Origin of the sequence: Neisseria sp. Ec49-e6-T10 (assembly GCF_051132615.1) — a bacterium.
Lineage (GTDB): Bacteria > Pseudomonadota > Gammaproteobacteria > Burkholderiales > Neisseriaceae.
Genome location: NZ_CP152375.1, coordinates 2,097,128 through 2,121,101 on the forward strand (window position 1 = coordinate 2,097,128; position 23,974 = coordinate 2,121,101).

Annotated in this window: 21 protein-coding genes; 15 read left to right on the plus strand and 6 right to left on the minus strand. The window is 36.8% G+C overall.

Going from position 1 to position 23,974, the window contains the following annotated elements; genetic code table 11:
- Positions 1–33 precede the first annotated feature (33 nt).
- Positions 34–1,182 carry a glycosyltransferase family 4 protein gene (locus AADH04_RS10660; RefSeq protein ID WP_434777256.1) on the plus strand — a complete coding sequence of 383 codons (1,149 nt, stop codon included), beginning with the start codon at positions 34–36 and terminating at the stop codon, positions 1,180–1,182.
- Complete coding sequence (locus AADH04_RS10665) at positions 1,179–2,291, plus strand: glycosyltransferase family 4 protein (protein ID WP_434777257.1); 1,113 nt, start codon at positions 1,179–1,181, stop codon at positions 2,289–2,291. Before AADH04_RS10660 ends, AADH04_RS10665 begins: the two co-directional genes overlap by 4 nt.
- Positions 2,292–2,301: 10 nt before the next feature.
- Here the strand turns inward: AADH04_RS10665 and rfbD are convergent, their stop codons facing one another.
- From rfbD to rfbB, 4 genes are read right to left on the minus strand one after another with little or no spacing between them, the layout of a single operon-like run.
- Positions 2,302–3,180: a dTDP-4-dehydrorhamnose reductase gene (rfbD, locus tag AADH04_RS10670; protein WP_434777258.1), complete on the minus strand. Its 879-nt coding sequence runs from the start codon at positions 3,178–3,180 to the stop codon at positions 2,302–2,304.
- Entirely contained in the window at positions 3,177–3,725 is a 549-nt protein-coding gene (gene rfbC / locus AADH04_RS10675) for a dTDP-4-dehydrorhamnose 3,5-epimerase (protein WP_434777259.1), read from the minus strand. Before rfbC ends, rfbD begins: the two co-directional genes overlap by 4 nt.
- Entirely contained in the window at positions 3,722–4,600 is an 879-nt protein-coding gene (rfbA, locus tag AADH04_RS10680; RefSeq protein ID WP_434777260.1) for a glucose-1-phosphate thymidylyltransferase RfbA, read from the minus strand. The genes rfbC and rfbA overlap by 4 nt, the downstream gene beginning before the upstream one ends.
- Positions 4,597–5,667, minus strand: a complete 1,071-nt coding sequence (gene rfbB / locus AADH04_RS10685) for a dTDP-glucose 4,6-dehydratase (RefSeq protein ID WP_434777261.1) — start codon at positions 5,665–5,667, stop codon at positions 4,597–4,599. The genes rfbA and rfbB overlap by 4 nt, the downstream gene beginning before the upstream one ends.
- Before the next feature lie 478 nt (positions 5,668–6,145).
- On the opposite strand from rfbB, the gene AADH04_RS10690 reads away from it, so the two are divergent.
- The 3 genes from AADH04_RS10690 (at position 6,146) to AADH04_RS10700 (ending at position 11,084) form a co-directional block, all read left to right on the plus strand.
- Positions 6,146–8,992, plus strand: coding sequence for an adenosylcobalamin-dependent ribonucleoside-diphosphate reductase (locus tag AADH04_RS10690; RefSeq protein WP_434777262.1), 2,847 nt, complete (start codon positions 6,146–6,148; stop codon positions 8,990–8,992).
- Between the two features lie 125 nt (positions 8,993–9,117).
- Positions 9,118–9,933, plus strand: coding sequence for a squalene synthase HpnC (gene hpnC, locus AADH04_RS10695; RefSeq protein WP_434777263.1), 816 nt, complete (start codon positions 9,118–9,120; stop codon positions 9,931–9,933).
- Between the two features lie 278 nt (positions 9,934–10,211).
- Positions 10,212–11,084, plus strand: coding sequence for a L,D-transpeptidase (locus tag AADH04_RS10700; protein WP_434777264.1), 873 nt, complete (start codon positions 10,212–10,214; stop codon positions 11,082–11,084).
- A 107-nt stretch (positions 11,085–11,191) separates the two neighbouring features.
- Here the strand turns inward: AADH04_RS10700 and yiaY are convergent, their stop codons facing one another.
- A complete protein-coding gene (yiaY, locus tag AADH04_RS10705; RefSeq protein WP_434777265.1) occupies positions 11,192–12,340 on the minus strand; it encodes an L-threonine dehydrogenase in 1,149 nt (382 codons plus the stop codon).
- A gap of 265 nt (positions 12,341–12,605) precedes the next feature.
- On the opposite strand from yiaY, the gene AADH04_RS10710 reads away from it, so the two are divergent.
- The 4 genes from AADH04_RS10710 to argJ all read left to right on the plus strand — a co-directional run bounded on the left by AADH04_RS10710 (position 12,606) and on the right by argJ (position 16,654).
- Complete coding sequence (locus AADH04_RS10710) at positions 12,606–12,818, plus strand: DUF3820 family protein (protein WP_434777266.1); 213 nt, start codon at positions 12,606–12,608, stop codon at positions 12,816–12,818.
- Positions 12,819–12,820: 2 nt separating this feature from the next.
- Entirely contained in the window at positions 12,821–13,747 is a 927-nt protein-coding gene (gene ylqF, locus AADH04_RS10715; protein WP_434777267.1) for a ribosome biogenesis GTPase YlqF, read from the plus strand.
- A gap of 128 nt (positions 13,748–13,875) precedes the next feature.
- Positions 13,876–15,414: a murein biosynthesis integral membrane protein MurJ gene (murJ, locus tag AADH04_RS10720; protein ID WP_434777268.1), complete on the plus strand. Its 1,539-nt coding sequence runs from the start codon at positions 13,876–13,878 to the stop codon at positions 15,412–15,414.
- A gap of 19 nt (positions 15,415–15,433) precedes the next feature.
- On the plus strand, positions 15,434–16,654 hold the full coding sequence (gene argJ / locus AADH04_RS10725; RefSeq protein ID WP_434777269.1) for a bifunctional glutamate N-acetyltransferase/amino-acid acetyltransferase ArgJ: 1,221 nt from the start codon (positions 15,434–15,436) through the stop codon (positions 16,652–16,654).
- A gap of 65 nt (positions 16,655–16,719) precedes the next feature.
- Here argJ and AADH04_RS10730 read toward each other — a convergent pair whose 3' ends face one another.
- Positions 16,720–17,913, minus strand: coding sequence for a pyridoxal phosphate-dependent aminotransferase (locus AADH04_RS10730; RefSeq protein WP_434777270.1), 1,194 nt, complete (start codon positions 17,911–17,913; stop codon positions 16,720–16,722).
- 240 nt (positions 17,914–18,153) lie between these two features.
- Between AADH04_RS10730 and AADH04_RS10735 the strand changes: the two genes are divergently transcribed.
- The 6 genes from AADH04_RS10735 (at position 18,154) to AADH04_RS10760 (ending at position 23,949) form a co-directional block, all read left to right on the plus strand.
- Entirely contained in the window at positions 18,154–19,143 is a 990-nt protein-coding gene (locus AADH04_RS10735) for a pilin (protein WP_434777271.1), read from the plus strand.
- A gap of 45 nt (positions 19,144–19,188) precedes the next feature.
- Positions 19,189–21,045, plus strand: a complete 1,857-nt coding sequence (ilvD, locus tag AADH04_RS10740) for a dihydroxy-acid dehydratase (RefSeq protein WP_434777272.1) — start codon at positions 19,189–19,191, stop codon at positions 21,043–21,045.
- A gap of 229 nt (positions 21,046–21,274) precedes the next feature.
- Positions 21,275–21,598, plus strand: coding sequence for a hypothetical protein (locus AADH04_RS10745; protein WP_434777273.1), 324 nt, complete (start codon positions 21,275–21,277; stop codon positions 21,596–21,598).
- Positions 21,582–21,839, plus strand: coding sequence for a hypothetical protein (locus tag AADH04_RS10750; protein ID WP_434777274.1), 258 nt, complete (start codon positions 21,582–21,584; stop codon positions 21,837–21,839). The genes AADH04_RS10745 and AADH04_RS10750 overlap by 17 nt, the downstream gene beginning before the upstream one ends.
- Before the next feature lie 197 nt (positions 21,840–22,036).
- Complete coding sequence (locus AADH04_RS10755; protein WP_434777275.1) at positions 22,037–22,594, plus strand: hypothetical protein; 558 nt, start codon at positions 22,037–22,039, stop codon at positions 22,592–22,594.
- Positions 22,595–22,596: 2 nt separating this feature from the next.
- A complete protein-coding gene (locus AADH04_RS10760) occupies positions 22,597–23,949 on the plus strand; it encodes a lipase family protein (protein WP_434777276.1) in 1,353 nt (450 codons plus the stop codon).
- Positions 23,950–23,974 lie beyond the last annotated feature (25 nt).

Sequence of the window (23,974 nt, forward strand, 5' to 3'; positions counted from 1 at the left end):
AAAGCACATATTATTCTATTGGAACTAGCTGTAATGAAGATCATTTTGAATATAGACGCTATTAAATTTCCATTGACAGGTATTGGTCGGTATACTTATGAGTTAGCTAAGGAACTGGCGAATGGTTCCATGGATATTGAAGAGCTAAAATTAATGGCAGGCTATCAGTTTTGTTCTTCACTGCCAATGGAACCGAATAGTGCTTCTGCTTTCCAGCAGAGTATTAAATTACGTCTTCAAAAGAATGTTTTATTTTCTGAGTGCTATAGGGTGCTTTACTCTAAAATAAAGACATTTAAACTTAAGTCATATTCAGATTTTATTTATCATAGCCCTAATTTTTATTTGCCATCTTTTTCTGGAAGAAGTGTCGCAACTTTTCATGACTTATCTGTATTTCTATGGCCACAATGTCATACGAAAGAAAGAGTTCGTTTCATGCAAAAAGAGTTGTATTTGACGATAAAAAGAGCGAATGCTTTGATTACAGACTCTGAGTTTACACGTCAAGAATTGTCGGCGTATTTTGCTTTTCCTCTGGAACGTATATTTAATGTACCATTGGCTAGTTCTGGTAGTTTTTATGAGCATTCGAAAGAGGATGCACAGTCGGTATTGGCCCGTTATGATTTAACTTATAAACAATACTCACTATTTATAGGTTCAATAGAGCCAAGGAAAAATTTATCGACTTTGATTCATGCTTATCAGCGCTTACCTATTCCTTTAAGAAAGCAATATCCATTAGTAGTTAGTGGCTATAAAGGTTGGGAAAGTGGAGATATTCATGAACAAATGAATAGAGGTGAATCGGAGGGGTGGTTGTGTTATTTAGGTTTTACTCCAACAAATGATTTACCTGCATTGTTTTCTGGTGCTCGGTTGTTTGTATTTCCTTCTTTATATGAAGGTTTTGGTTTGCCTGTTTTAGAATCAATGGCTTCTGGCACACCTGTTATTTGTTCAAATGCTGCTTCTTTACCTGAAGTAGTAGGTGATGTAGCACTCATGTGTGATGCTTTAGATATTGATAAGTTAACAGAACTATTACAATTTGGGCTTGAAGATGAAGAGTGGCGTAAACAGGCGACAGAACGCGGCCTTCAGCGTTCAAAGTTATTTTCTTGGCGACGTTGCGCTCAAGAAACCATAAATGTTTATCAAAAGGTTAGCCGCTCATGATAAAAGTACTCCATTTTTGTAAAACTTATTATCCCAATACTTTTGGTGGAATTGAACAGGTTGTTTATCAACTTGCTGAAGGGGGGAGGCTCAAAGGTGTAGAAGCAAGAGTATTATCGTTGAGTGAGCAAGGTAAGACACAAAATATACAAGTTGGTCACCATGATGCTTATTTTTCAAAAACGATAGTGGAGTTTGCTTCTACTCCATTGTCTTTTTCTGTATTTCAAGATTTATCTAAACTAGTGCAACAGGTTGATATTATCCACTATCACTTTCCTTGGCCTTTTATGGATTTAGCGCATTTTGTGTGTCGAATTAAAAAGCCATCAATTGTTACTTATCATTCTGATATCGTAAAACAAAAAAATTTATTGCGATTATATAAACCACTAATGTATAAATTTTTTGCTGATGTTGATAGCATTGTTGCCTCATCACCAAATTATATGATGACTAGCCAGACTTTACAGCGATTTAAGGATAAAGTAACAGTTGTGCCTTTTGGTTTAGACAAAGCTTCTTATCCACAAGTAGCAGAACAAAAGAAGAAGGAATGGCAAGAAAAATTTGGGAACCGTTTTTTCCTATTTATTGGTACCTTTCGTTATTATAAAGGTTTGAATATTTTAATTGAGGCTGCCCAAGGAACTTCTTATCCTATAGTTATTGTTGGAGCGGGGCCTATTGAAGAAAAGTTAAAAAAACAGGCTACAGACTTAGGTGTACAAAATGTTCATTTTTTAGGTTCTTTATCTGATGAGGATAAGGTAGCATTACTACAATTGTGTGGCGCAGTAGTTTTTCCTTCGCATTTACGTTCTGAAGCCTTTGGTATCACATTATTAGAAGGTGCTATGTATTCAAAACCAATGATTAGTTGTGAAATAGGTACAGGTACAACATATGTGAATATCGCTGATAAAACGGGACTGGTTATTCCACCTAGTAATTCTGTAGCTTTAAGAGAGGCAATGGATACTTTGTGGCATAATCCCATGTTAGCTGCGTGTCTAGGGGAAAATGCGGGTAAACGTTATGATGAATTATTTACATCAGAAAAAATGGTTGATCAATATATCCAGTTGTATCAATCAATACTTAAATAATATTAAATATTTATTTGTCAAATATTTTTGCTAATGCTTTTTTCCAGTTACACGGAGCAATTTGAAATTCTTCAAATACCTTAGAACATATTAAGCTAGAGTTTGCTGGTCTTTTGGCTAAAGTATCATATTCGAATGATTGTATTTGATTTATGATCGGTTTTTTATGTATGATCATTTTTCCGTAGGCTAACTCAATAATATTTTGTGTAATTTCTGCCCAATTTGCATAAGGTAGCCCACAATAATGATAAATTCCCCACAATGACGAATTGATTGGTTGGTTATAAATCTGATTTGCTATTTTGAATATTGTTGAGGCAATATCATCGGAGCTTGTTGGTCCTCCGAATTGGTCACCCACAATATCTAGTTGGGTTTTTGTTTGTGCTAAGTTAAGTATCGTTTTGAAAAAATTATGTCCATATTCTCCAAAAACCCATGATGTTCTTAAGATAATATGTTTGGGACAATATTGGGCAATGCCAATTTCACCAGCTAGTTTACTGGCACCATAAACATTACAAGGGTAGGGTATATCCTCTTCTGTATATGGTTTAAGTGATTGACCAGAAAATACATAATCTGAAGAAATATGAATGAGTATTGCATTATATTGTGTTGCCAACTGCGCCAAGTTGATTGCGCCATCTCTATTCACTTTAAATGCTAAATCTTGTTCTATTTGTGCTTTATTTACATTAGTATAGGCAGCCGCGTTAATAATAATATCTGGGCTAAATGTTTCTATTATGCCTTTTGCTGCATTTTTATCTGTAATGTCCAATTGAGAGTGGTTTAGGGCAAGTACTTGATGATTGATGATTCCAGTTTGTTTGAGTAAAGACTGTCCTATTTGTCCATTGCAGCCACAAATCATTATTTTCATTTTATTCTTAAACTTAAAAAGTCTTTTAATAATAAACCATTTTTATCTTTTATTGACAAGATTGGTGTCATAGATGGCCATTTGATGTTTAAATCTGGGTCATTCCAAAGCAAGCATATTTCATCTTCTGGATGGTAATACTCTGTACATTTGTATTCAATATTGGCTGTATCTGATAATACAAATAAACCATGAGCAAATCCTGGTGGGATCCAAAGTTGCTTTTTATTTTGTTCTGATAAAATGATGCTGCTCCATTGTCCAAAAGTTGGAGACTGATCTCTTAAATCAATGAATACATCAAAAATCTCACCCATGATCACACGAATGAGCTTTCCTTGGGGTTTTGTTTGTTGAATATGTAACCCTCTTAAAACATTTTTTTTTGAATGAGAGTAGTTATCTTGAACGAAGTTTAGATTTATCTGAAGAGCCTCTTGATAACGTTTTTTTTCAAAGGTTTCCATAAAAAAACCACGATCATCACTAAAAATATTTGGTTGAATAATTTTGACATCATTGATTGTAGTAGAAACCACGATCATAAACAGCACTCCTCATTTATGAGGTTTGATAAATAGTGACTATATGATGTAGTGCCTAATTGTTCAATATATTGTTGTAATTGTTTTTTTTCTATCCATTTATTTCTATAAGAAATTTCCTCTAAACAGGCGACCTTAAATCCTTGTCTGTTTTCAATAGTATGGATGAATTGCGATGCTTCCATTAGACTTTCATGTGTGCCAATATCCAACCATGCAAAGCCTCTACCTAGCCGTTCTACGTTTAATTGTTTTGATTCTAAATACATTTGGTTTAATGTGGTAATTTCCAGCTCGTTACGAGCAGATGGTTTAATTTGTTTAGCCATTTCAACAGCTTTTTCATCATAAAAATATAGGCCAGTGATTGCCCAGTTGGACTTTGGTTTGATTGGTTTTTCTTCTATTGATAATGGTTGAAAATTTTGGTCAAATTGAACCACGCCAAAGCGTTCAGGATCTTTTACAGGGTAGCTGAAAATGGTTGCTCCCTCTTTTAAAAGAGTAGCCCTTTTTAATATTTCACTGAAGCCATTACCAAAGAAAATATTATCACCTAAAATCAGAGCACATTTGTCATTTTGAATGAATTCTTCCCCTAATATAAAGGCTTGTGCCAAACCTTCAGGCTTAGGTTGTATTTTATAATTTAGGTGAATACCAAAAGCAGAACCATCACCAAGTAACCGTTTAAAAGCATCAATATCAACTGCTGTTGAAATGATCAGAATATCCTTAATCTTTGCCAGCATTAAAACAGATAAAGGATAATAAATCATAGGTTTATCATAAATTGGTAGGAGTTGTTTTGATATTCCTTTTGTGATTGGGTAAAGCCTTGTGCCTTTTCCTCCTGCTAAAATAATTCCCTTCATTTTTGGTTTTCCTTTATTTCCCCAAAATTCAGTTGTTTATAAGAACCATTGAGTATAGTAGACCACCAAAATTGATTATCTTGATACCATTGGATCGTTTTGCGTATACCACTTTCAAACGTTTCTTGAGGAAACCAAGATAACTCGCGCTCAATTTTTTGAGTATTAATGGCATAACGCCAATCATGTCCTAGTCTATCTGAGACAAATTGAATCAGGTTTCTTGTGGAGGTAGAAGGGAGTGAGAGAGTAAGTTGATCAAGCAAGTCGCAAATAATATTCACAACATCAATATTTTTCATTTCATTATTCCCGCCGATATTATATGTTTCACCTATTTTCCCTTTTGTTAAAACAATATAAAGTGCCTTAATGTGATCCTCAACATATAGCCAGTCACGTATTTGTTCCCCTTGTCCATAAATAGGAATGGCTTGCCCTAAAATTGCGTGAATAATCGTTTTTGGAATGAGTTTTTCTGGGAAATGGAATGGTCCATAATTGTTAGAACAATGAGTAATTAAGGTGGGTAAGCCATATGTTTGGTGCCAGGCATTTACTAAATGGTCACTTGAAGCTTTTGAAGCAGCGTAAGGACTATTAGGATGATAATTGTTTCCTTCTGTAAAAGAAGAGGCTGTTTGTGTTAATTCACCATAGACTTCATCAGTAGAGACATGGAGAAATCTAAAATTTTTTCTTTTATGCTCAGGTAGGGTTTGCCAATATTTTCGTGATTCTTCTAACAGAACATATGTCCCTAATATATTGGTTTGCATAAATTCTGCAGGAGCATGTATTGATCGGTCAACATGGCTCTCCGCTGCTAAATGTATGATTGCATCGGGTTTGTATTGATTAAAAAGAGAATGGATTTTTTCTTGATGGCAAATATCTATATGTTTGAAAGAAAAATTGGGATTGTTGTAAATTGTTTGAAGTGAAGATAAATTACCTGCATAAGTGAGCTTATCTAAAACAATAATTTCATTGTTGGTGTTTTTTATGAGGTAACGAACAAGAGCTGAGCCAATAAAACCAGCTCCCCCTGTAATGAATAGTTTCATGCTTATCACCAATGATAGTATATTTTTATGATATTTTTAATTTAATAATATTTTTTGGTTTTTTAGGTGTTTTCTTAAAAAAAACATAAAAAAATGTTTGGTTTTATACAGTAATAAATTTTAATTTTTTCAACTTTTTGTTGAAGCTGTTATTTTGAAATTTATTAAATATTTACTCATTATTTTTGCCTATTTTAGGTGATCCATATTATAATGGATCAAATAATTAAGCATACTGATATGCCCTTAACGAAAACTCACCATTATAACATAATTTGATTCATTTTCTTATACTGTTTGTTTTTTAGCTATTATACTTTTATATTAGTATAGGAAATATTATATCAAGTTGTTGTATTGATTTTTTTTAGTTGTTACAATTAATTTTTTTAATTTTGTTGAAAATTTTTTGTTTTTTTAAAACATTTTTTAATGTGTTTCGGTTTTAAAATCAATTTTTAAATACAAGGAATGTAAAGTGAAAGAGTCTCTACCTCAAATGGTCCAACAAGATATTTCGCGAGAAGTATTGTTAGAAAAATATGCGAAAAATGGGGAGCAAACAATAGAGGAGGTGCGACTGCGTGTTGCCAATGCGTTGGCTCAGGCTGAAAAAGAGCCAAATAAGCATGCAGATGACTTTTATTTTGCATTAAGTAATGGTTTTATTCCTGGGGGGCGGATTAACTCTGCGGCAGGAACGGATTTAACGGCAACGTTGATTAATTGTTTTGTTCAACCAGTTGGCGATTCAATCAGCGCAGCTAAAGATGGTAAAGTAGGTATTTATGAGGCATTGCTTCAAGCTGCAGAAACCATGCGTCGTGGCGGAGGGGTAGGCTATAATTTTAGCCGTATTCGCCCACATGGTGCCCATGTTAAAGGTACAAATAGTCGTGCTTCTGGCCCAATTTCTTATATGCGGGTTTTTGATCGAAGCTGTGAAACGGTCGAGTCTGCTGGTGCTCGCCGTGGTGCTCAAATGGGGGTGCTCAATTGTGATCATCCTGATATTGAAATGTTTATCCATGCTAAGGATCAAGGTGATTTACGAAACTTTAATATGTCAGTTGGTGTGTTTGATGAGTTCATGCATGCAGTGGTTGAAGATCAGCCATGGCAATTGGTTCATGCGGAAGAACCTGACCCAACAGTTTTTACAGAAAGTTTTAAACGTGAAGATGGGCTTTGGGTTTATCGTACAGTAAGAGCTCGTGATTTGTGGACACAAATTATGGCATCTACTTATGACCACGCTGAGCCGGGCGTGTTATTCATGTCAAAAATTAACCGTGACAATAATTTGTCTTACTGTGAGGTTATTGAATCAACCAATCCTTGTGGTGAGCAACCCTTGCCAGATTATGGTTGTTGCGATTTAGGGTCTGTTAATTTAACTTGTTTTATTAAAAATCCATTTACTGAACAGGCAAGCTTTAATTTTGAGTTGTTTGATCAAGTGGTCAGAACATCTATACGGATGTTAGATAATGTATTGGATTTAACCGTATGGCCATTGGAACAACAATTAGCAGAAGCTCAATCTAAACGTAGGGTGGGGTTGGGTTATACAGGTTTGGGGGATGCCCTCATTATGTTGCGTATTCCTTATAATAGTGAGGAAGGGCGTCAGTTTGCGGCCAAAGTTTCAGAATTTATGCGCAATAGCGCTTACGATGCTTCTGTCGATTTAGCCATTGAAAAAGAAGCTTTTCCTTTATTTGATGCCGAAAAATATTTGGCAGAGCCACATTGTGCCAGCCGTTTGCCAGACTCAATAAAAGAGCGAGTGCGTCAATATGGTATTCGTAATTCACATTTATTATCTATTGCACCAACAGGAACGATTTCTTTAGCGTTTGCTGACAATGCGTCTAATGGTATTGAGCCACCATTTAGTTGGTTCTATACCCGTAAAAAACGTATGGTGGATGGTTCTATTCAAGAGTATGTGGTAGAAGACCATGCTTATCGTTTATATCGTACATTAGGCGGAGACACAAATAATCTGCCAGATTATTTTGTATCTGCTTTGGAAATGTCTGCTTTAGATCATATGAAAATGGTGGCTGCTGTTGCACCTTTTATTGATACCGCTATTTCTAAAACGGTTAATGTTCCAGCAGATTACCCATTTGCAGACTTTGAAAATCTTTATTTAGAAGCATGGAAAGCTGGATTAAAAGGAATTACGACTTATCGTCCGAATAGTGTATTAAGTTCAGTGTTATCTGTAGAGCCTACTCAACAAACACCAAGTGATTTGGTTGATCAAGAAGCAGGTTCTGATAGACGCATTACTTTGGTTTCAGCGCCAAGCCCAGCTTTAGCCAGCTTAAAATGGCCAAATCGGCCTAAACTTAAAGAAGGTAATCCTTCTTGGACTTATATGGTTGAACACCCAACAGGAAGTTTTGCTGTTGTGGTAGGCCATGTTGAAAATGGCGAAACATTGCCATTCGAATGCTGGGTCAATAGCAGTGAAGAGGCGACACGTGGTTTAGGCGCAATTGCAAAAACTTTGTCTATGGATATGCGTTGTCGTGATCGCGTGTGGTTAGCCGCCAAGCTAGACGCTTTATCCCGCACCAATGGCAATAAACAATATCATATGGAAATTGGCAGTGAGCATTTATATGCTTCTACAGCAGCAGCGGCATTGGGTAAAGTTGTTCGTTACCGTGTTGCTCAATTAGGTGTATTAGATGATGCTGAAAACAAACCAACACCTGTAATTGATGCACTGTTTGCTCGAAAAGAACCAAAATCTGGCACAGATGGCACAATGAGCTGGTCTGTAGATGTGTATAACCCACAAACAGGAGATGACTTTGTTCTGTTCCTAAAAGAGCTTGTTTTACCAAATGGTCAACGCCGCCCTTACTCTATCTGGATGTCTGGAAATTATCCTCGTGAGTTAGATGGTTTATGTAAATTATTATCTTTGGATATGAGGGTTATTGATCCTGCTTGGATTGGCATGAAACTGCGTAAATTATTAACTTATGCTGAGCCACAAGGTGATTTTTTTGCTCGTACGCCAGATAGTGAAAAATCACAAAGTTGGCCTTCTACTGTTGCTTATATTGCTCGTTTGGCCATCCATCGTTATGCCATGTTGGGTATTTTAAGTGAAGAGGGCTACCCTATGGAAGATATGGGGGTCATGGTTCCTGAGCAAGGTGATTTATTTGAAGGTGAAGTTGCCAGCATCATGCCTTCTTTAACGGGTAAGCCTTGTCCTGAATGTGGTAGCCATGCATTAATTAAAAAGGATGGTTGTGAGTTTTGTACTGCATGTGGACATGTAGGTAGCTGTGGTTAGTTTTTATTAATGTTAAAAATAAAGGGCTGTTGGGTGACAACAGCCCTTTATTTTTTGTTTTTTGTCGTTTTCTATTATTCCCCTTATAATGAACCCTTGTTTAATTTACGCAATTGTTACTCATTATGTCTGTTGATCACTATGAAAATTTTCCTGTTGGTTCGGTTCTTTTACCTAGGCGTTTAAGAAAGCCCATCCATGCCATTTATCATTTTGCACGAACGGCAGATGATTACGCTGATGAGGGAGAGTTCAGTGATGAGCAAAGAATTGAAGCTTTAATCGGTTTAAAAAAAGAATTAGACCTGATTGATGAGGGAAAAAAGCCTAAAACTGAGTTGATGAATCAATTGTTAGATAACGCAATAGTGCCATTTTCTTTGCCTCTTAAACCTTTTTATGATTTGTTATCGGCTTTTTGTCAGGATGTCAGTACCAAACGGTATGAACATTTTGGGGATTTAATTGATTATTGTCGACGTTCTGCCAATCCTATAGGTACATTGCTTTTGCATTTGTATGGTGTGACAGATAAGCGGCAGTTTGCCATGAGTGATGCTATTTGTACTTCTTTGCAGCTTATTAATTTTTGGCAAGATGTGGCGGTTGATTGGCAAAAACAAAGAGTCTATATCCCTCAAGAAGATTTACAGCGCTTTAATGTATCAGAAGAAGAAATTGCACAAGGCAAGGCACAGTTTAATTTTCAAAATTTAATGAGGTTTGAATGTGATAGAACACATAAAATGTTACTTTCTGGCTCTCCATTAGGTTTGGCTTTAAAAGGGCGAATTGGCTTTGAGTTACGTATGATTGTATTAGGAGGTCAGCGTATTTTATATAAACTGGATCAAAATAAATACAATATGTTTGAACATAGGCCTGTTTTACAGTTTAAAGATTGGTGCTCTATATTAAAAAGAGCTTTTTTGAAAAAATAGAATGAGTTGATGTTTGTAGTCTATTTGCCTATGTTGTATGTGTTGATGGATAGTTGTAAGCTGTAACATGAATAAATTTAAAAAATAAATCAATGTGTTAAAAAATAGATTAGGGCAGAAAATAAATAAGTAGAAAATTTAGATTGGCATGCTTACAACACAGCCTCTCTTTAATGAACAAGTTGTTGTGATAACCATATGACTTGTTGAGATAATAGATAACGCTTATGTTATCCTTTGAAATATTGCTATTAAACTATTTGAAAAGTCTATATCACATGAAAAAATCGATTTTATACAGTTTATTTGCCTTATCCTTTACTTCTGGTATGGCAGTGACTTTAAACCCTGATGTGACACCAGTTGAAGAAGGGAAGCATATTGTCATTCATTTGGCACAGCAAAGAATGTTTGTCTATCAAGATCAAGACTTAAAAAATATTTACCCAATTGCGGTCGGTAAGGCAAGAACACGTACGCCTATTGGAGAATATCAAATTGGTCCTGTTGCGTATAAACCGACTTGGAGTATTCCAAAATCTATTCAAAAAGAAAGAGCGGCTGCAGGGCTACCTGCTATTACATCTATTCCTCCTGGACCAAATAATCCATTAGGACCTGTTTTTATCCGTTTTGGTAAACCATCTCTTGGTTTGGGTATTCATGGTACAAATGTCCCATCTAGTGTGCCTGGTGTGCGTAGCCATGGATGTGTTCGGATGAAAAGTGCTGATGCTTTGAAAATGGCTAAGTTTGTGGATAAAGGGATGCCTGTTTCTGTTATTTACCAATTAGTTGCTGTGAATGAAGATGACAGTGGCCAATTGTGGTTAGCAGCTTATAAAGATCCATATAACCAAAAAAATCTAAATAGAGCTAAATTAAATGAAACATTACAGGCTTGGGCCCAAAAAAGTGGGGTGACTTTAAATCAAGCCCGTATTGAACAAACACTAAAAGCCAAAACAGGGCAAGGTGTGTGTGTCAGTTGCACAAATGTAAAAGGTAATAAAGTAGCTGGTTCTTTGCATTCGTTAGCATGGACAATTGGGGCATTGACCCATCCAGTACCAGAGCCTACTCCTGCTGTTGAGCCAGAATCTACTTCTGAACCTGTGTCAAACGAAATTGAAGTGAATGAAGATTTTTAATTTATCAGAATCTTCGTGATTGTTGAGATACAAAAAAGGTTGCTTGAAAAAAATCAGGCAACTTTTTTTATGGTTGCCTGATGATTAGAATAAATCAAATGAAAAAATTATAGTGCAGCAGTAAAGATGGCACAAATCTCTTCGTGTGTTGCTTGGCGTGGGTTGGTTAAGCCGCAAGCATCTTTAAGTGCATTTTCTGCTAAAGTAGGAATATCTTCTTCTTTTGCACCAATCATGGCGATACCTTCAGGAATGCCGATATCTTGACCTAATTCATACATTGCCGCAATAGCCATTTGTGCGCCTTGCTCATCAGAAACATCGGTTACATCCGCACCAAGGGCTTTAGCGATATCTTTTAAGCGTGCAGCTGCGACCGTAGCATTATAGCGTTGTACATGAGGCAATAATACTGCATTACATACCCCATGAGGTAAATCGTAGAAACCACCTAATTGGTGTGCCATTGCATGTACATAACCTAAAGAAGCATTATTAAAAGCCATACCTGCTAAGAACTGAGCATAAGCCATTTGTTCCCGTGCTTCCATATTGTGACCATCAAATACAGCGGTTTTTAGATATTTGGCAATCAATTCAATTGCTTTAATCGCACATGCATCTGTAATAGGGGTTGCTGCGGTAGACACATAAGCTTCAACTGCGTGAGTTAAAGCATCCATACCTGTTGCTGCTGTTAAGTCTTTTGGTTTGTCTTTCATTAAAGCAGGATCATTAACAGATAAAATAGGGGTAGTGTTTTTATCGACAATCGCCATTTTAATATGACGAGCGGTGTCGGTAATGATACAGAATCTGGTCATTTCAGAGGCTGTACCCGCAGTTGTGTTGATGGCAACTAAAGGCAATTGTGCTTTAGGTGATTGATCAACACCTTCATAATCGGCAATCTTGCCGCCATTTGTTGCCACCAAAGCAATGCCTTTTGCACAGTCATGTGGAGAGCCACCACCAAGAGAAACAACAAAGTCACATTTATTGTCTTGTAAAATTTTTAAACCATCAGCGACATTTTCTACTGTTGGGTTAGGTTGTGCACCGTCAAAAATAGCTGTTTCAACACCAACACCTTGAAGTGCTTTTGCAATTTTTTCAACAATGCCCATTTTGCTTAGGCCTTTATCTGATACGATTAATGCTTTTTTAAAGCCATAACCTTTAATATAACCTAAAGCATCTTCTAGAGCGTTTTCGCCAATGATGTTTAATGGTGGAATATAAAACTGACTCGACATGTTGATCTCCCAATCTTGGAATTAAAAAAACAAAATATAATTGATTATATTTTTATGTTTCTGTGTAAAAATATACTTCCGTGTACTAGTGTATAATAAATAAGCTTGAAGATAAATAAATTGAGTTAAATCATGGTTTTTCTTGATATATAAAAAAAATTTGTTTTTTAATGATTTTTTAGTTTATTTTGTTGATTTTTAATTATTTTATAATATTTTTATTGTGTTTAAATAAACCAAAAATCAAATATTATGAGTAAATATTGTGCAACCAGAAGATTTAATAAAGCTAACGACGCAAACAATGCCTTATGGAAAATATAAAGGTTTGTTACTGAGCGATTTGCCAGAACATTATGTGGCTTTTTTAGTAAGAGAAGCTTTACCCAAAGGGGCTTTGGGTGAGCTGATTTTATTATTGAATGAATTACAGATTAATGGCTTGATGTATTTGATTAAGCCTTTGAAAGAAAATTAAAAATGGCAATACAATGGTATCCTGGTCATATGAATAAGGCTAAAAAAGCCATTATTGATCGGTTAAAAAGTACAGATGTTGTGATTGAGATGTTGGATGCTCGTTTACCAGGTTCAAGTGCCAATCCACTATTAGAAAATCTTTCTCAGCATAAGCATAAGTTAAAAATTTTAAATAAACAAGATTTAGCGGATGAGACGCGTACTCATTTATGGCTGGATTTTTATAATAGTCAGCCTAATACTCAGGCGATTGCTTTAGATGCTTCTGAGCGCGCGCCAGCACAAAAGCTGATTAAAGCATGTCGTGCTCTTGCGCCAAATCGTTCTGGTTTAGACAAACCATTAAGGGTGTTAATCTGCGGTATTCCTAATGTAGGTAAATCGACATTAATCAATACACTTTTAGGTAAAAAAAGTGCCAAAACGGGTAATGAGCCAGGTATCACGAAAGCAGAGCAACGTTTGATTTTAGCAGATGATTTTTGGCTTTATGACACCCCAGGGATGCTTTGGCCAAAGATTATTGTACAAGAAGGCGGGTATAATTTAGCTGCAAGTGGTGCCGTTGGCCGGAATGCTTTGGATGAAGAAGAAGTTGCATTGGAATGGTTAAATTATGTTCGTATTTATTATCCTCAGCTATTAGTCGAACGTTTTCGTTTAGAAGTCAGTAGTCAGCAATTAGACACTTGGCAAGACACCGATTGGTTAGATGCCATTGCCCAAAAACGCGGTGCTTTACTCAGTGGGGGAAGAATTGATTATCAAAAAGCCGCAGAAATTATTTTAACTGATTTTAGAAGTGGCGCCGTTGGCCGGATTACGATGGAAACACCCGAGCAATGGGTGGTATGGCTTAAAAAAGCCAAAGAAAAAGAAATACAATTAAAAGAAGAACGATTAAAAAAGCAACAGATGAAAAAATAATAAACACATATTCTTTTTTTAAAAAGGCCTGTTGTCATTATAAAATTGGGTCAAAGGGGATATTTATCCCATCATTTATCGGTGTACAATGCCTGATTTTCTGAGATGGTTAAGTTGAAAGATCTTTTATGAATTTACTCAAAGCCCTTGCTACGGTTAGTAGTATGACGATGGTTTCTCGTGTACTGGGGTTTGTTCGAGACATGATTATTGCACGCATTTTTGGTGCAGGTATGGCAACAGATGCTTTTTTTGTGGCGTTTAAATTACCCAATTTACTTCGGCGTATTTTTGCCGAAGGTGCATTTTCTCAAGCGTTCGTGCCTATTTTTACCGAGTATAAACATAAAAAAACGCATGAAGAAACACAGGCATTTTTAGCCAAAGTGGCTGGTTTGTTAAGCTTAGTTCTTTTTGTTGTGACCGCTATTGGTATTTTGGTGGCACCATGGGTTATTTATATTTCTGCACCAGGGTTTACGGATGATCAAAATAAATTTGATTTGACCGTTTCACTATTAAGAATTACGTTTCCCTATATTTTTCTGATTTCCTTATCTTCTTTAGTGGGCAGTGTGTTAAATGCGTACCATAAATTCAGCATCCCCGCATTTACCCCCACTTTTTTAAATATATCTTTTATTGTTTGCTCTTTATACCTGACTCCTTATTTTGACCCACCTGTTTTGGTATTGGCATGGGCTGTATTTATTGGGGGTATTTTGCAACTGGCTTTTCAGTTGCCGTATTTGAAAAAAATAGGTCTATTGGTTTGGCCAAAAATAGATTTTAAAGATTCAGCTGTCCTTAGGGTATTAAAACAAATGGGACCTGCCATTTTAGGGGTCTCTGTTGCACAGGTCTCATTGGTGATTAATACTATTTTTGCGTCATTTTTACAAAGTGGCAGTGTTTCATGGATGTATTATGCAGACCGTTTAATGGAGTTTCCTACAGGCATTTTAGGCGTTGCTTTAGGGACCATTTTATTGCCAACATTATCCAAACATGCAACAAAAGCATCTACTGAAGAGTTTTCACATTTACTCGATTGGGGCATCAAACTATCATTATTATTAAGTTTGCCCGCAGCGGTTGGCTTGGCTGTGTTGTCTATGCCTTTGATTGCTACTTTATTTGTACGTGGTCAGTTTTCCATGAATGATGCGGTAATGACACAGCAAGCTTTAATCGCTTATGCAATTGGTTTAACAGGCTTGATTTTGGTCAAAGTATTGGCACCTGGTTTTTATTCTCGCCAAAATATTAAAACCCCTGTAAAAGTTGCCATCGTGACCTTATGTGCCACCCAGCTAATGAATTTGATGTTTGTCTGGAAGTTGGCGCATGCTGGGCTTGCCCTATCAATTGGTTTAGGTGCTTGTTTAAATGCAGCTATTTTGTTTTATTTGCTGGTTAAAAGTAAAATATATCGGCCCCAAAAAGGTTGGGGTGGTTTTTTTATGAAAATTTCCATTGCGCTTGTGCTGATGGGGGGCAGTTTGTGGTTTGCCAATACAGCACTTCAGTTGAGCTGGGATGTTTCTATGGGATTGAGAGTCATGCAATTGACTGCTTTGGTACTTTTAGGTGCTTTTGTCTATTTTGTTGCTCTGTATTTATTGGGGTTTAGATTACGTCATTTTAAACGGGTAGAGATGCAGTAATAAATTGAAGAGGTGTGATATGGCTGTAAATTTGTCAGTGAAAGAAGAAAGTCAATTGTATGCAATTGATGGTATCTCGTTATTTGTTGGTCAAGCAGGCATAAAGAAGCCTGATCATCATGATTTAACCGTGATTTTATTGGCTGATGGCACAACTGTTGCAGGCGTATTTACCCAAAATCGGTTTTGTGCGGCACCTGTTGTTTTGTGCAAAGAAATTTTAGCTGGTTCAGTTGCGCCTAGAGCACTGGTGATTAATACAGGAAACGCCAATGCAGGGACTGGACAAACTGGGCGAGATAACGCACGTTCTGTGTGTCAAAGTGTTGCCAAACAGTTTGGATTGATCACAGAACAAGTTTTGCCATTTTCTACTGGGGTCATTTTAGAACCATTACCTGTGAATAAAATCACCAATGCTTTGTCTTCTCTTAAACAAACAACATGGGGCACAGTGGCTCAAGCCATTATGACCACCGATACATTACCTAAAGCTGCCAGCAGAAAAATGAATTTGAGTGATGGTACAAGCGTGTCGTTTACTGGTGTTTCTAAAGGTTCGGGGATGATCCACCCCAATATGGCAACAATGTTGGGTTTTATCGGTACAGATGCTGCTATTAGCCAAAATGTTCTGAATCAGCTGGTTAAAGAAGTTGCAGATACTTCATTTAATTGTATTACTGTAGATGGGGATACCAGTACGAACGACAGTTTTGTGATTATGGCTACTGGTGCAGCAAAAAATACACCTATTGATCAGATAGGCAGTGCAGATTATGAATTATTAAAAGAAACCCTAAGTTCGCTAGCCTTAGAGCTTGCACAGGCAATCGTAAGAGACGGTGAAGGTGCGACCAAATTTATGACCATAAATGCACAAAATGCAGCAACAAAGGAAGAAGCTCAAAAAGTTGCTTATGCCATTGCTCATTCTCCTTTAGTCAAAACAGCTTTTTTTGCCAGTGATCCAAATTTAGGGCGCTTATTGTGTGCGATCGGCTATGCTGGGGTCAATGATTTAGATGTGAATCAGATTCAACTCTTTTTAGATGACGTTTTGGTGGCAGAAAAGGGAGGACGGGCTTTAAGTTATCAGGAAGAAGATGGTGCTAGGGTCATGGCACAAGATGAGATTACTGTAACTGTTAAGCTTAATCGGGGGCAAGTTAATACAACTGTGTATACCTGTGATTTTTCTTATGATTATGTGCGTATTAACGCCGATTACCGTTCCTAATACAACATATGATGGAAAATAAAAAAGGATGCTTAAAGCATCCTTTTTGACAATATTTCCTCTTGTTATGCCAAAGCTTTTTCAATACGATCTAACGCTTTTTCCAAATTGCTGTCACTGGTGGCAAAGGATACACGGAAGTACCCTTCAGTACCAAAGGCAGAGCCAGGCACAATCGCAACATTTTCTTTTTCTAATAGATAATTTCCAAAGCTTAAGTCGTTAGCTTCGCTGATTTTACCTTCTTTAAATAGATTTTGAATGGCTTCACGGCAATCTACATAAGCATAAAATGCACCACCAGCAGGCAAGCATTTTAAACCACGTATTTTATTAAAGCGCCCAACTACATATTGATGACGGCGGTTGAACGCGTCTAGCATTGGTTTTAAACAACCCTGATCACCATTGAGTGCTTCCTCTGCTGCAACCTGAGAAATAGAGGTTGGGTTAGAGGTTGATTGAGACTGGATATCGGTCATGGCCTTAATTAATTTTGCTGGACCACCAGCAAAACCAATACGCCAGCCAGTCATGCTGTATGCTTTTGAAACACCATTAAACAATACTGTTTGTTCTTTTAATGATGGGTCAGCATTTAAAATATTAAAAAACTGAGTATCGCCCAACATAATATGTTCATACATATCATCAGAGGCAATCAGTATTTCTGGGTGTTTTTTCAACACAGCGGCCAGTTCTTTTAGTTCCTCTAAGGTATAAACTGCGCCAGAAGGGTTTGAGGGTGAATTAATGATCACCATACGTGTTTTAGGGGTAATGGCTGCTTCCAATTGAGCTGCACTCATTTTGAAGTTTTGTTCAATGCCACATTCCACAACAACAGGTACTCCTTCAGCCAAAATAACCATGTCTGGATAAGATACCCAATAAGGTGCGGGAATAATGACTTCGTCCCCTGCATTTAAGTAAGCCATACATAAATTATAAATGCCTTGTTTGCCACCAACAGAAACCAATATTTCATTGGCGGCATAGTCAATATTATTGTCTCGTTTGAATTTAGCAATCACTGCTTTTTTGAGTGTGGGTGTACCGCCTACAGGCGTGTATTTTGTAAAACCAGCATCCATTGCTTTTTTTGCTGCTGTTTTAATATGTTCTGGGGTATCAAAATCAGGCTCACCTGTTGCCAAAGCGATCACATCTAAACCGTCTGCTTTCATTTTTGCTGCTTTTGCAGCAATAGCAAGAGTTGGGGATTCTTTAATGGACAACACGCGTTTGGATAACTGCATGGTTAACACTCCTTGTTTAAGATTTGGAATCAGAAAAGAGAAAATAGAATCTAATATCATACGCTGCTTTGTTGTTTTTTTTAAGAGTATATCAAGCGATTTGTCTTAAATATTTGAGTAGGTTGTTAAAGAACTTGATTATTTGATGCTTGTGAAGCATTTATTTGTTATATTGAATATGGTTATGTCTTAAAGCAATAATAGCTATATTGGGTTTTAAAAAATTAAGGGGAAATAATAATGAAATGTGTTAAATGTGGCTTTGCCAATCCTGAATTTGCGATGAATTGCGGACAGTGTGGACACGATTTACATCAGAAGCAACAGGATCAAACAGCATCTCAAGATTTTTCAAATAGGGCTCAGCAACCTCAAATGAATGAAGCAACGGGTTATTCATATGAATCATTATATGGGTTATTCGTTGGCACAAATCAGGCTTATTATAAGAAGATATTTAAACGGTTTGATCAGCAAGACTCTTTTGTTTCATGGAACTGGGCAGCAGGTTTTGTGACACTGTTTTGGTTGATTTACAGAAAAATGTGGGTGCGGGCTGTTATTTATTTTTTTGTGCCTATAGCTTCATTAATTTTATTATCTATTGTCATGGCGATACTGACCCCTTTCTTTAAAGAGAGTATCGGCTTGATATTTTCAATTTTACTGTTTGTTGTGGTGATTGGCTTATTTTTAATTCCAGGTTTATATGGCAACAGTTGGTATTATCGATATACTAAAAATCATGTAGAGCAGTTGTCTTACTATGAAGATAAACAGCAAATAAAGCGATTTTGCCAACAAAAAGGCGGGGGCAATTTGGTTGCTGTATTGATTGCCTGTGGCATCGGTGTCTTTGGCTTTATTTTTATTGGTGGCATGTTGGCTGCGATTATGTTGCCCGCTTATAATGATTATATTTCTAAAGCACAAATGGAAAGAACCCTAAGAGAAACCGCTCCTCTTCAAGAACAAATGAGTCATTTTTATCAACAAAAAGGTTATTTCCCAAATAGCCCAGAAACTAAACTTAAGTTTGCTGATGTTCAGGTCAGTCGTAAGTCTGGTAAAATAACCATTATTATGAATCAAGAGAATCAATATTTTTCAGGCAAAAAAATACAGCTCAAACCTGTGATTAATCCAAGTAATAAAAGATTAGAAGGCTGGACTTGTACGAGTACTGAAATCAAACAAAAATTTTTAGGTAAGCAATGTAAAGGTGTATAGTTTAAAGCTATATGCTTTGATAAAAACAGATTAAGGGAATCCATCATGCCGCAATATCGTTCAAAAACCTCTACCCATGGCCGTAATATGGCTGGCGCCCGTGCGCTTTGGCGCGCCACTGGCGTTAAAGACAATGATTTTGGTAAACCCATTATTGCTATTGCCAATTCTTTTACCCAATTTGTGCCAGGGCATGTGCATTTACATGAGTTAGGCCAGTTGGTTGCTCGTGAAATCGAAGCTGCAGGTGGTATTGCTAAAGAATTTAATACCATTGCCGTAGACGATGGTATTGCAATGGGGCATTCGGGTATGTTGTACAGTTTACCCAGTCGTGAGCTAATTGCTGATTCAGTTGAGTATATGGTCAATGCACATTGTGCCGATGCCTTAGTGTGTATTTCTAACTGTGACAAAATTACCCCAGGCATGTTAATGGCCTCTTTACGTTTGAATATCCCCACCATATTTGTTTCTGGTGGACCAATGGAAGCAGGTAAAGTAATTGGTGTGGCAGGTGATGTGGTACGTAAATTAGATTTGATTGATGCCATGATTGATGCGGGTAATGATCAAGTTTCTGATGAAGAAGTTGCCAAGGTTGAGCGCAGTGCATGCCCTACCTGTGGTTCTTGTTCGGGTATGTTTACAGCCAATTCAATGAACTGTTTAACCGAAGCGTTGGGCTTGTCTTTGCCAGGAAATGGTTCTTTATTGGCCACACATGCTCATCGTAAAGAATTATTTTTAGAAGCGGCGCGTACTATTGTTGCTGTGGCAAAACGCTATTATGAACAAGACGATGCAAGTGTATTGCCGCGCAGTATTGCCACTAAAGCTGCTTTTGCAAATGCCATGGCTCTAGACGTGGCAATGGGTGGATCAACCAATACAGTGTTACATTTATTGGCTGCCGCCAGTGAAGCAGAAGTTAATTTTAAAATGGCAGATATAGATCAAATTAGCCGTAAGGTGCCTTGCTTATGTAAAGTGGCACCAGCTACCCAAAAATATCATATGGAAGACGTTCATCGTGCAGGTGGGGTAATGGGTATTTTGGCTGAATTAGATCGAGTAGGGTTGCTTGATACCAGTGTGAATAATATTCATAGTGGTACTTTAAAAGATGCTTTGGCTAACTGGGATGTGATCAATCCAGACAATACTCAAGCCAAAGAGCGTTATCTGGCTGCCCCTGGTGGTGTCATCACTACACAGGCATTTAGCCAAAACAAACAATGGGATCAATTGGATTTAGATCGTGCTAACGGGTGTATTCGTGATAAAGAACACGCCTATTCTCAAGATGGTGGTTTAGCTGCTTTATATGGCAATATTGCGCTTAATGGTTGTATTGTAAAAACAGCGGGCGTAGATGACAGTATTTTGGTTTTTACAGGCAAAGCAAGGGTTTTTGAAAGTCAGGAAGAAGCCGTAGAGGCCATTTTAGGTGATCAAATTCAGGCTAAGGATGTGGTTGTGATTCGTTATGAAGGCCCTAAAGGTGGTCCCGGTATGCAAGAAATGTTGTATCCCACCAGTTACTTAAAATCTAAAGGGTTGGGTAAAGAGTGTGCCTTATTAACGGATGGACGTTTTTCAGGTGGTACGTCTGGTTTGTCTATTGGTCACGCTTCTCCTGAAGCGGCAGCTGGTGGGGCAATTGGTCTAATTGAAGAAGGCGATATTATTCATATTGATATCCCAAACAGAACCATTAACTTACAAGTCAGTGATGAAGAACTGGCACAAAGACGCACCAAGATGGACGCTAAAGGCGCTCAAGCATGGAAACCTGTGAAACGTCAGCGTTATGTCTCTACTGCTTTGCGTGCTTATGCCGCGTTAACCACTAGCGCAGATACAGGGGCTGTGCGGGATGTGACTCAAGTAGAAAGATAAGTGTTTATTATTGGTTATGGTTGAAACAAGGCTGATTAAATTCAGCCTTGTTTTTTTACCTTTTTTAAATTCTTTTGGTATTTTAAATTGTTTTTAGCATAAAAAAACTATCATGCATTATTAATATAAACATGACTTAAGTTTAAAGGATACAATAGTGTATTCATTATTTTGTTGTTTCTCAATATTTTTATTACTCCTTATATGTTGTAACAATAAAAATATCTATATGACTAAAAATAAAATTAATAGTGAAGAACGAATTTTGCCCGTTTCTACTCAAGAGGTAGAAGAAAAACATTTCCAATTAAATCTAAACTCTCAAAAGCATTATCAAATGACTATTACCATTGAAAATGCACCTGGGTCTTTTGAAAAGTTAGAAACGTCCATTTCATATGAAGCGCCTAACTTCACTTATCAATTTGCAGGTTTGTCTGCTGCTACAGCTCACCCAGATAAAAATATTCCTCTTCAGTTCAAAAAAATTGCAGATAACAAGTATCGAGGTGATTTTTACGTAGATGCAATGAAAGATGAAAGGGGTCTGTAAGTGGGATTTTAGACGGCTTATTGCACTATTTTCTGCTACAAATTTTGAGCAAGATACACAGTTTAGTGCTTCAATCAGCCCCGAAGATCTACAAACTAAAAAAATTGAAATTAATCACTTAAACGAAGATTACCCTGAGACCAGAGGGGTTAAAGGTGATTTGAGTAGCGGTATTAATAAAGAAGCATTCAAGCCTGAAGAATACTTCACATTCATTATTGAGTTAGAGGAGTTAAAATAATGCTCATTAATTCATTGTTAAATATATTATTTAAATTCATCTAACATTTTTAATTGCTTTTTATGATAAAAAAAGCTACCATCTACCATTAATATAAACATGCCTTAAGCTTAAAGGATACAATGGTGCGTTCATTATTTTTTTGTTTCTCAATCTCTTTATTGCTTCTTGCAGGCTGTAATAACAGGAATATCCTTATGAATGAAGAAAAACAACTTCCTATTTCTACTCAGGAAACAGAAGAAAAACGTTTCCAGTTAAACCCTAACCCTCAAAAGCATTATCAAATGACCATCACAGTTGAAAATGCACCTGGGTCTTTTGAAAAGTTAGAAACGTCTATTTCATATGAAGCGCCTAACTGCACTTATCAATTTGCAGGTTTGTCTGCTGCTACAGCTCATCCAGATAAAAATATTCCTCTTCAGTTCAAAAAAATTGCAGATAACAAGTATCGAGGTGATTTTTACGTAGATGCAATGAAAGATGAAGATTATTATGGTCAAGGGGTCTGTAAGTGGGATTTTAGACGGCTTATCGCACTATTTTCTGCTACAAATTCTGAGCAAAATACACAGTTTAGTGCTTCAATCAGCCCCGAAGACCTACAAACTAAAAAAATTGAAATTAATCACTTAAAAGAAGATTACCCTGAGACCAGAGGGGTTAAAGGTGATTTGAGTAGCGGTATTAATAAAGAAGCATTCAAGCCCGAAGAATACTTCACATTCATTATTGAGTTAGAGGAGTTATAATTTTGCCTATTTCTGAAAAACAATATGCTGATTTAGCTAGTCATTCATATAACCCTGCAAAAAAAGATGATATTCATACAATTAATGGTATCGAATACGCAGTATTAGCGCATTCTTCAGATAAAACGACTGATTATCAGGGAACAATTTATCAAAGAGTTGATACTGGTGAAATTATTGTTGCCCATAGAGGTACGGAAGGGAACAAAAAAGATGCTGCTGTTGATTATGAAATGGCATCTAAATTTACCAACCCTCAGATCCCTCATGCGTTAGAGCTGACTAATTTAGCACTTGAAAAAGCACAATCTTATGCTAAAAGAAACAATGTTCCTGTACCTGAAGTAACCGTCACAGGTCACTCTTTAGGAGGGGCTTTAGCACAAGTATCGGCATATGAATATGGTTTAAAGGCTGAAACCTTCAATGCCTATGGTGCGGCTGGTTTAAAATACACTGACCTTACTGGTCATAACAAAATAGTTCCTCTTCAAAGCAATGGTAAAGTCACCAATCATATGATGGCTGGCGATGTCGTGAGTGCAGCCAATAATCATTTTGGTAAAAATGTGGTTTATGCTCGTCCTAAAGAAATAGAATCTTTAAAGTATTGGGATTATGGTGATGGTAAGCCCAATAATAACGATATGTGGCGCGCTGCTGGCATGCAAATGACCAAGTATAATGCTCATGGAGTGGTTAATTTTACAGATGAAAAATCGCCATCTGTTTTATCAAACTCTGTAGCAAAAGATTTGGCAATAAAAGAAGCTGCAACCATTAAAGAATATCGAGATGAGATTCGTGCTAATAGAGAGCCGATCATGAAAAAATTAAATAATCTCGAAAATGGTATTGATAAGGCTAAAGATACTTGGCAAGGTATCAAAGATAAGTTTTCAGACAATACTGATTATTCACAAGAAAAATCGACCCTATATGCTGAAAAAGACAGTAAAGGTGATTTAAACAGCATTATGAATGATAATGTTAAAAGTATTTATGCCAAGTTGGAGTCTAGCCTAGGTTCTCAACTTACTGAAAAAGGTGCAGGTAAATGGGCTGAACCGATGATTGCAGCCACCACTTATGCTTGTGTTGAAAAAGGTATGAGTGCAGATAAAATTGCCCATATTGGTATTAATGAAAAAGAAAATGTCCTTTATGCTATATCAGCAAATAAAAGAGATTTTGCTACTGTCAACGCTATTGATGCTTCTAAAGTGAATCCAGAACAAACTTTATTGGCTGCAAACCAATTGCATGATCAAATGGGTATAGAAACACAGCAAAAAGAGCTGGATCGACAAATGCAGATGAACCAGCAACAACATGGGGGCATGAAGTTTGCTTGATTTATTTGATCATTAGCATGAAAAA